The following is an 8,021-nucleotide window of genomic DNA, read 5'->3' on the forward strand; positions in this document are numbered from 1 at the left end:
GGTGCCCTGGGCGGCGTGGGGGACTACCTGACCTGAACGCGGAAGCCGAGTTTCTGCTCGGCCCCGGCGGGCAGCGTGGCGATGGTCCAGCGGACAGCCTGGTACTCGTTCGGCCTGACCTCGACCTCACGGGTCACGCTCCTGCCGTTCTCGGTGACCGTGACGGTCCTTTTGAGGGGGGCGGGCGCGAAGGTCTTGCCGCCGTCGATGGAGTACTCGGGCCGCACACCCTGGGGCAGGGCGCCGTCGGGGGCGAGGTAGACGGTGCTGGCAGGGACAGGCAGCTTCAAGGCGACGTTCACCAGAGCGTGACCTGACGTGTTGCGAGCGGTCACGGCCTGGACCAGAACGTCGCCGGGGCGCACGCTCCCAGGCAGGGGCAACCGCTGTTCGGTGACCTTGCCGTTTTCGGTGACGGTCCGCACCACAGCCTGGGTTAGGCTGACCATCAGCGGCGGCGCACCCTGTGCAAGGCCCATGCCGGGCAGGACAAGCAGCAGGAGGGATGTCGGGGGCTTCATGGCAGCTCCTTCAGGGAGGGCAGGACTTTTACACGGGGTGGCAAACGAAAGGCGACCGACGAACATGCTCCCCTGACGGGTTCACGGTTTCGTCGGTCGCACCACTGGCTCCACGGGCGGCAGGTGCCCGAGTAAGCCGCACGCTTCATCACCCCGGAACAGCCGCAAAGTAATAAGGGAAACATAACGGAAGTCTTACAGTCTTCTCAGACTGGCTCATGAAGTCCTCAGCAAACACGGCGGGCGGCCTCGGCAGGAGGCGGAAGCCGAGCCGAGGGTCGGACCGAAGCAGCCAGCAACAGCAGCCGCGGCACCCTCACCTGCCGGGTGCTTTCAGGCCAGGAAGCGCCGGAGTACCGCCCAGAGGCGGAGCCGGTCTGGCCGAAAGGAGCTGGGGCCAACCAGGCACCAGCCGCAGCAACGTCGGAGGGCTGTGAAAACGGGCCGTGGGAATGAGAAAAGGAACTGGGCCGAACCGCTGCCTTCTCTTCCCTGAGCGGCCCAGGGCTGGAGCCGTTGGTAGGTCACAAACCCGCACCCTGATCCGCGCCATGCTGACCGCACGGAGGTCCTTTATGGCGCGCGTCACGCGGTACAGCAAGTTCGAGGGCGAACTCGACCAGCTCGATTCGGGCGAGCTGATGCAGATGATTCAGGAAGCCTTGCTGGGGCAGGGCATGAACGATCCCTACGACCCCGACCCGAACGCGCGCCCCAGCATGGACGACCTGTTCGACGCAATTCTGGAAGCCCTCGCCGACCGGGGCATGATCCCCGAGGACCTGCTGGCCGAGGCGATGCAGGCTGACGACGTGCGGGAGACGCGCCTGGGCCAGCAGATCGAGCGCCTGATGGACAGGCTCCAGCAGGACGGCTTCATCCGCAAGGAATTCGACGATCAGGAAGAGGGGCAGGGCGGCCAGGGCGAGGGCGGCGAGGCCAAGTTCCAGCTCACCGACAAGAGCATCGACTTCCTGGGCTACAAGAGCCTGCGTGACCTGATGGGCGGCCTGGGCCGCAGCAGCGCGGGCGCGCACGACACCCGCGAGTACGCCAGCGGCGTCGAGATGACCGGCGAACTCAAGAACTACGAGTTCGGGGACATGCTGAACCTCGACACCACCGCTACCCTCGGCAACATCATGGGGAAGGGGTTCGACCAGCTGGAGGAATCCGACCTGGTGATCCGGCAGGCGGAGTACAACTCCTCGGCGGCGACGGTCGTGCTGCTCGACTGCTCGCACTCGATGATCCTGTACGGCGAGGACCGGTTCACGCCCGCCAAGCAGGTCGCGCTGGCGCTGGCGCACCTGATCCGCACCCAGTACCCCGGCGACAGCGTCAAGTTCGTGTTGTTTCACGATTCTGCCGAGGAAGTGCCCATCAGCCGGCTCGCGCAGGCGCAGATCGGGCCATACCACACCAACACGGCGGGCGGCCTGCGGCTGGCGCAGCAGCTCCTCAAGCGCGAGAACAAGGACATGAAGCAGATCGTGATGATCACCGACGGCAAACCCTCGGCCCTCACGCTGCCCGACGGCCGCATCTACAAGAACGCCTACGGTCTGGACCCCTACGTGCTGGGCGCGACGCTGCGCGAGGTCGCCAACTGCCGCCGCTCCGGCATTCAGGTCAATACCTTCATGCTGGCCCGCGACCCCGAACTCGTCGGCTTCGTGCGCCGGGTCAGCGAGATGACCAGGGGCAAGGCCTACTTCACCACGCCCTACAACATCGGCCAGTACGTGCTGATGGACTTCATGACGAACAAGACGAAGCTGGTGAATTAGCGGGCGGCCGTCAGCAGAGAGAGCCAACGCTTATGCGGAAGCTCCCTCTTTGCTGACGGCCAAAAGCTCAGGACTTACGCGAAATGGGCTTCTCGGCCGCAGAGGGGAGGTGCCGTTTCCGGCGCTGAGACGGCGTTACCGTCTACCCCCCTCCCAGTCTCCTCCGCAAGGGGGAGGAGCAACAACGTCCTCTCCTCTCACACGCCCTCGTCTTTTGAATCACGTAAGTCCTGAGCTGACAGCGTCCTACCCCAGCTTCACAAACATCGGCGGCTTCACCCCCACCATGCGAGCCATCATCCACACCTGGCCCTTGTGGTGGGCCTCGTGCTGAATCAGGAAGTCGAGGAGGGCGGCGACGGGCATCTCGCGTCCGAAGGCCTGAACGTGGCGGCCCAGGTCTTCCTCGTTCAAGGCCCGGAGGGCAAGCAGAGCGTTCTCGGTGCTTTCCTGGAGGCGGCTGCGGGCACTGGGCAGGTCGGCACTGCCGCTCACGTCCAGAAGGGGGGCCGGGGCCTCTTCGCCGAGCATCCCCAGCAGCCGCTGACTGCTGCCGGCCAGATGGTCCGCGATCCCGATCAAGCTCATCCCGCCTTCCCAGGCGGCAAAGGTGCCCTGTTCGTCGGGCAGCAGTTCATAGCACGCGATCAGCGCGGCGCGGTGCATCCGGAAAACGTCCGCATAACGGGCGACAGCGTTCATGGGCCACAGCATAGAGCCGTGGCCCATGAACGGAGGGGCGGTCCCTCTCCCCTTTCCCCTTGCCGAATTCCCTTTGCTTATTCGCCTTTATCCGGTTCCCACGGAGGCCGAGGCTGGAGCGGGGTACGGTGCAGCCATGCCGACACTCAACGACATCATGACCCGGGAGATCTTTGCCGTGGACCCGCAGGCCACCCTCAAGGAAGTCGCCACGCTGATGCGCGAGCAGGACATCGGCTCGGTGCTGGTCATGGAAGGCGAGCAGCTGCGGGGGCTGATCACCGACCGCGACATCGTGATCCGGGCGGTGGCGTATGGGCACGATTTCGGCACCCCCGTCACCGACTACACCACCGGGGACGTCTTCACGGTGGACGTGAATACCAGCATCGAGGACGCCGCCCAGGCGATGGGGGACCGCCAGTTGCGCCGTCTGCCCGTGACCGAGGAGGGCCGGGTGGTCGGTATCGTCAGCCTGGGTGACCTGGCAGTCCGCACCGTGGGCGGGGCCGATGAGGAGGCGCTTCAGGGCGTCAGCCAGCCGACCACGCTCTGAGAAACACGCACGACAAAGGCCCGCCCGGATATCTTCCAGCGGGCCTTTGTCGTGGGTGGTGTTCTGGAGTCCTACGGCCGCAGGTCACGCAGCTGGCGGTACAGCTCTTTTTCCGCGTCACTGAGGTCTTTGGGTAGGGTCACGTTCAGGCGCACATACAGGTCGCCGCGCGTGCCGTCCTTTTTGGGCCAGCCCTGACCCCGCAGCCGCATGCGGCGGCCCCCGCTGCTGCCGGGCGGGATGTTCAGCTGGCCGCTGCCGCCGAGGGTCTGCACGGTCAGCTGTCCCCCGAGGGCGGCGGTGGGCGCGGGCACGTCCAGGGTGGTCGTCACGTCGTCGCCGTCGAGATCGAAGCGGGCGTCTTCCAGCACGCGGATCGTGAGCAGCACGTCGCCGCCGCCCGGTCCCTGCCCGGACAGGCGCAGGCGCGCGCTGTCGCGGGTGCCGGCGGGGACGCGCAGGGTCAGGCGCTTGCCGTCCACGTTGATCACCTCGTCGGAACCGGCGAAGGCTTCTTGCAAGGTCACCTGCAACTCGCCCTCCACGTTCTGCACGAAGCGCCGGCCCTGCGCGCCGCCCATCCCGGACAGCAGGTCTTCGAGGTCCACCTGTGCACCGCGTGCCCCGGCAAAGCCGCCCGCACCGGCCGCGCCGCGCCGCCCGCCCATCCCGAAGAGGCCCTGGAAGAAGTCGCTGAACTGCCCCGTATCGAAGCCGGAAAAGTCCCCGCTCTGGAACCCCCCGCCCGCACCACCGGGATACGCGCCGGGCGGCACCTGTCCCGCGTGGCCGTACTGGTCGTACAGCTGGCGCTTTTCCGGGTCGGACAGCACCGCGTAGGCCTCGCCGATATCCTTGAACCTGTCGGCGGCCTTCTCGTCGCCCGGATTCTTGTCGGGGTGGTACTGCTTGGCAAGCTTGCGGTAGGCACTCTTGATATCGGCGTCGGAGGCTCCCCGGGTGACGCCCAGTACGTCGTAATAATCTTTGTAGGCCATGGTTGCTCCTTTGGAGCAGGTGTCAGGGATGAGGCGTCCGGGTTCACGCCTGACGCCTCATCCCTGACGCCTTCTTATCCCTTGCGGCTCACCACCACGCGCGCGGGCCGCACCAGGCGGTCGCCCATGCGGAAGCCGAGCTGGTAGACCTGCACGATCACGTCGTCCTGATCGCCGGGCACGACCTGGATGGCCTCGTGCCAGCGGGGGTCGAAGTGTTCGCCTTCCCGGCCGGTGGCTTCCAGGCCCAGCCCTCCGAAGACACGCAGCACGGTCGCCTGCACGGCCTGCACACCCGGAATCAGACTGGCGGGGGCGCCGCTGCCCATCGTGACGGCGCGTTCGAGGTCGTCGTACACCGGCATCAGCTGCTCGGCGGCCTTGGCGACCCCCACGCTCTCGGCGTCGCCCACCTCGCCCTGCGTGCGGCGGCGGTAGCTCTCGAAGTCAGAGGCCAGGCGGCCCAGCTTGCCCTTCAGGTCGGCGTTTTCCTGCTCCAGTTCGCCCACGCGCTCCAGCCGCGCCATCATCTCCTGCACCTGGCCGAACATATTCTCGTCCATGCCAGGAAAGCCTTCGGGCATCTGGAAATCGGCGTCGTCTTCAGCATGGATATCGAGGTCGGCGCTGTCCGCGTCGATGGTCTTTTTCTCGCTGTGGGTGTCCTGGGGGGCCTGCTCGTTCTGCGTCTTGTTGCGGTCGTCCTGGGTCATGGGGTGGCCTCGCCTTCTGAACATCTGTTGAGGATAGGGGCTTGAAGAGAGGGGGAGAGGGGGCGCGTGGCCGTCCTCTCCCCGGATGGTGTGCAGGTCGGCGCTTACTCGGCGGGCTTGAAGTCCGCGTCGATCACGTCGTCGTCCTGCTTGGGGGCCTGGGGCTGTCCGCCCTGGCCCTGGCCGCCCTGCTGCGCGGCGGTCATGAAGCTGCGAAGTTCTTCCTCCAGCCGCTTCTGGGCGTCCGCGATCTTGGCATCGTCGTCGCTGCGGACGGCTTCCTCAGCTTGGTCGGCGGCGGCCTTGAGCTTGTCCTTAGCCTCCTGGGACGCGCCCGCGTTCTCCTCGATCTGGCCCAGGGCCTGGACGCGCAGGCCGTCGAGGTTGTTGCGCTTCTCGACCTTCTCGCGGCGCTGCTTGTCGGCCTCGGCGTTCTGCTCGGCTTCCTGCACCATGCGCTCCACGTCGCTCTTGTCGAGGGTGGTGGTGTTCTCGATGCGGATGCTCGATTCCTTGCCGCTGGTCTTTTCCCGCGCCGTCACGTGCAAGATGCCGTTGGCGTCGATGTCGAAGGTGACCTCGATCTGCGCGCGGCCGGCGGGCATCGGCGGGATGCCTTCGAGCTTGAAGCGGCCCAGGGACTTGTTGTCGGCGGCCATCGGGCGCTCACCCTGTAGCACCACGATCTCCACGCCTGGCTGGTTGTTCTCGGCGGTGGTGTAGATCTCGGTCTTCTTGGCGGGCACGGTGGTGTTGCGGGTAATCATCGGCGCGACCATGCCGCCCTTGACCTCCACGCCCAGCGTCAGCGGCGTCACGTCCACCAGCACGATGTCCCCGAGGCTGGCGTCACCCTGGATGATCCCGGCCTGCACGGCGGCCCCGAGCGCCACGGCCTCATCAGGGTTGACGGACTCGTTGGGCGTCTTGCCGGTGATGTCCTGCACGATGCGCTTGACGGCGGGGATGCGGGTCGAGCCGCCCACCAGAATCACTTCGTCGATCTGGCTCGCGCTCAGCTTGGCGTCCGCCAGGGCCTGCTCGACGGGCTTGCGCACGCGCCTCAGGAGGTCGGCGGTCAGTTCCTCGAACTTCGCGCGGGTCAGGGTGCGCTCCAGGTGCATCGGCGTGCGGGTTTCCGGGTCGAAGGTGATGAAGGGCAGGCTGATGGTCGTCTCGGACGCGTTGGACAGGTCGATCTTGGCCTTCTCGGCGGCCTCGATCAGGCGCTGGAGGGCCTGCTTGTCCTTGCGCAGGTCGAAGTGATGCTCCTTGTTGAACTCGTCGGCCAGCCAGTCCACGATGCGGTGGTCGAAGTCCGCGCCGCCCAGGTGGGTGTCCCCGGCGGTGGACTTGACCTCGAACACGCCGTCCCCGAGTTCCAGGATGGTCACGTCGAAGGTGCCGCCGCCCAGGTCGAACACCAGCACCGTCTCGTTGCCCTTGCGTTCCAGGCCGTAGGCGAGCGCGGCGGCGGTGGGTTCGTTGATCACGCGCAGCACGTTCAGGCCCGCGATCTCACCGGCCTGCCGGGTGGCCTCGCGCTGGCTGTTGTCGAAGTAGGCGGGCACGGTGATCACGGCGTCGGTGATCTTCTGGCCCAGCTTGGCGCTGGCGTCGGACACCAGCTTGCGCAGCACCTCGGCGCTGACCTGCTCGGGCGCGAGGTCCTGGCCGTTCACCTCGATGCGCACGCTGCCGCCGGGGCCTTCCTTGACCTTGAAGGGGCTGCGCGCGGCTTCTTCCTTGACCTCGTCCCAGCGGCGGCCGATGAAGCGCTTGACTTCGAAGAGGGTCGCGGCGGGGTTCAGCGCGGCCTGACGGCGGGCGATCTGGCCGACCAGACGCTCGTCGCCCTTGTAGGCCACGACGGAGGGGGTGGTGCGCCCACCCTCGGCGTTCACGATGACTTCCGGGCGTCCGCCTTCCATGACGGCAATGACGCTGTTGGTGGTTCCGAGGTCGATTCCGACGGCTTTCGGCATGTTTGACTCCTTGAATGATGGGGATGCTGCGCCCTTACGGGGAACAGTTCTGAAACTGACCACAGCATAAGCCCACAGTTCCCAGGAGTCAATAGACTTGAGTGCATGTCGCTCAAGTTTAAGATTGGGTCAAGGCGCGGGCCGGAAGGGGACCCGGGACGGCCCGGCGCGCCCACAACGCCACCGGAGTTCCAGAGTTTCCCGCCCGGCCGGACATACACTGGGGCATGACGCCAGTTGCGGTGCTGGAGACGGTCCTGAGGGCAGGCGACCGGGGTGGAGACGCATGAAGCGGGCCACATGGGGATGGGGCCTGGCCGCCGCCGTGGTTCTCCTGCTGCTGCTGATCAATGCCGTCAGCCCCCGCACGCACACGAGCGAGCTTTCGCTGACGGACTTCGTGGCCGCCCTGCGCGCTGGGCAGGTGCAGAGCGCGAACGTGCAATATCAGAACAACACCGTGCTCCTGGGGGGCCGGCTGAAAGACGGGGCACCCTACCGGACCCGCACCCTGACCGCCGACCCGGCCGTGAGCCTCGACCGGCTCCAGAACGCCGGGGTGAGCGTCACGTATGCCTCCACCGCGCGCCTGAATCCCCTGGCCCTGTTCAGCGGCCTGCTGACCGGCCTGCTGATCGTCGGCCTGCTGCTGCTGCTGTTCCGCAGCCGCCAGTCGGGCGGCACCGACGCCGCAAGCAACTTCGGGAAGTCGAAGGCGGCGGTGATCGCGGAGGGGCAGGTGAAGCTGACGTTTCA

Annotated in this window: 8 protein-coding genes and 1 riboswitch; of the genes, 3 read left to right on the forward strand and 5 right to left on the reverse strand. The window is 66.7% G+C overall.

Translation table 11 applies throughout. The features are described 5' to 3' along the window. Window positions 1–23: 23 nt before the first annotated feature. Window positions 24–521: a hypothetical protein gene (locus tag DEIPH_RS14825; RefSeq protein WP_034359576.1), complete on the reverse strand. Its 498-nt coding sequence runs from the start codon at window positions 519–521 to the stop codon at window positions 24–26. 81 nt (window positions 522–602) lie between these two features. Beyond that, window positions 603–686, reverse strand: a riboswitch (cyclic di-GMP riboswitch). Between the two features lie 410 nt (window positions 687–1,096). Here DEIPH_RS14825 and DEIPH_RS14830 point away from each other — a divergent pair. Further along, the gene (locus tag DEIPH_RS14830; RefSeq protein ID WP_034359579.1) at window positions 1,097–2,311 is read left to right on the forward strand and encodes a vWA domain-containing protein; all 1,215 of its coding nucleotides are present in this window, start codon (window positions 1,097–1,099) and stop codon (window positions 2,309–2,311) included. A gap of 246 nt (window positions 2,312–2,557) precedes the next feature. Here the strand turns inward: DEIPH_RS14830 and DEIPH_RS14835 are convergent, their stop codons facing one another. After that, window positions 2,558–3,013 carry a DinB family protein gene (locus tag DEIPH_RS14835; protein ID WP_152544967.1) on the reverse strand — a complete coding sequence of 152 codons (456 nt, stop codon included), beginning with the start codon at window positions 3,011–3,013 and terminating at the stop codon, window positions 2,558–2,560. Window positions 3,014–3,149: 136 nt separating this feature from the next. Here DEIPH_RS14835 and DEIPH_RS14840 point away from each other — a divergent pair, with 136 nt between their 5' ends. Then, a complete protein-coding gene (locus DEIPH_RS14840; protein WP_034359584.1) occupies window positions 3,150–3,569 on the forward strand; it encodes a CBS domain-containing protein in 420 nt (139 codons plus the stop codon). Window positions 3,570–3,640: 71 nt separating this feature from the next. On the opposite strand, the gene DEIPH_RS14845 is transcribed toward DEIPH_RS14840, so the two are convergent. From DEIPH_RS14845 to dnaK, 3 genes are all read right to left on the reverse strand, one after another. Next, window positions 3,641–4,567, reverse strand: coding sequence for a DnaJ C-terminal domain-containing protein (locus tag DEIPH_RS14845; RefSeq protein WP_034359586.1), 927 nt, complete (start codon window positions 4,565–4,567; stop codon window positions 3,641–3,643). A gap of 74 nt (window positions 4,568–4,641) precedes the next feature. Beyond that, window positions 4,642–5,280, reverse strand: coding sequence for a nucleotide exchange factor GrpE (locus DEIPH_RS14850; RefSeq protein ID WP_034359587.1), 639 nt, complete (start codon window positions 5,278–5,280; stop codon window positions 4,642–4,644). A 104-nt stretch (window positions 5,281–5,384) separates the two neighbouring features. After that, complete coding sequence (gene dnaK / locus DEIPH_RS14855) at window positions 5,385–7,265, reverse strand: molecular chaperone DnaK (protein ID WP_034359588.1); 1,881 nt, start codon at window positions 7,263–7,265, stop codon at window positions 5,385–5,387. Window positions 7,266–7,551: 286 nt separating this feature from the next. On the opposite strand from dnaK, the gene DEIPH_RS14860 reads away from it, so the two are divergent. After that, a partial coding sequence (locus tag DEIPH_RS14860; RefSeq protein WP_034359590.1) for an ATP-dependent metallopeptidase FtsH/Yme1/Tma family protein occupies window positions 7,552–8,021 on the forward strand: 470 nt, incomplete at its 3' end.

The sequence above is a fragment of the Deinococcus phoenicis genome, assembly GCF_000599865.1.
Lineage (GTDB): Bacteria > Deinococcota > Deinococci > Deinococcales > Deinococcaceae > Deinococcus > Deinococcus phoenicis.

Excerpts from the sequence above, each read along its gene's own strand:
- DEIPH_RS14840 (WP_034359584.1), top strand. The coding sequence starts at position 3,150 with ATGCCGACACTCAACGACATCATGACCCGGGAGATCTTTGCCGTGGAC.
- DEIPH_RS14845 (WP_034359586.1), bottom strand. The coding sequence starts at position 4,567 with ATGGCCTACAAAGATTATTACGACGTACTGGGCGTCACCCGGGGAGCC.
- DEIPH_RS14830 (WP_034359579.1), top strand. The coding sequence starts at position 1,097 with ATGGCGCGCGTCACGCGGTACAGCAAGTTCGAGGGCGAACTCGACCAG.
- DEIPH_RS14850 (WP_034359587.1), bottom strand. The coding sequence starts at position 5,280 with ATGACCCAGGACGACCGCAACAAGACGCAGAACGAGCAGGCCCCCCAG.
- DEIPH_RS14825 (WP_034359576.1), bottom strand. The coding sequence starts at position 521 with ATGAAGCCCCCGACATCCCTCCTGCTGCTTGTCCTGCCCGGCATGGGC.
- dnaK (WP_034359588.1), bottom strand. The coding sequence starts at position 7,265 with ATGCCGAAAGCCGTCGGAATCGACCTCGGAACCACCAACAGCGTCATT.
- DEIPH_RS14835 (WP_152544967.1), bottom strand. The coding sequence starts at position 3,013 with ATGAACGCTGTCGCCCGTTATGCGGACGTTTTCCGGATGCACCGCGCC.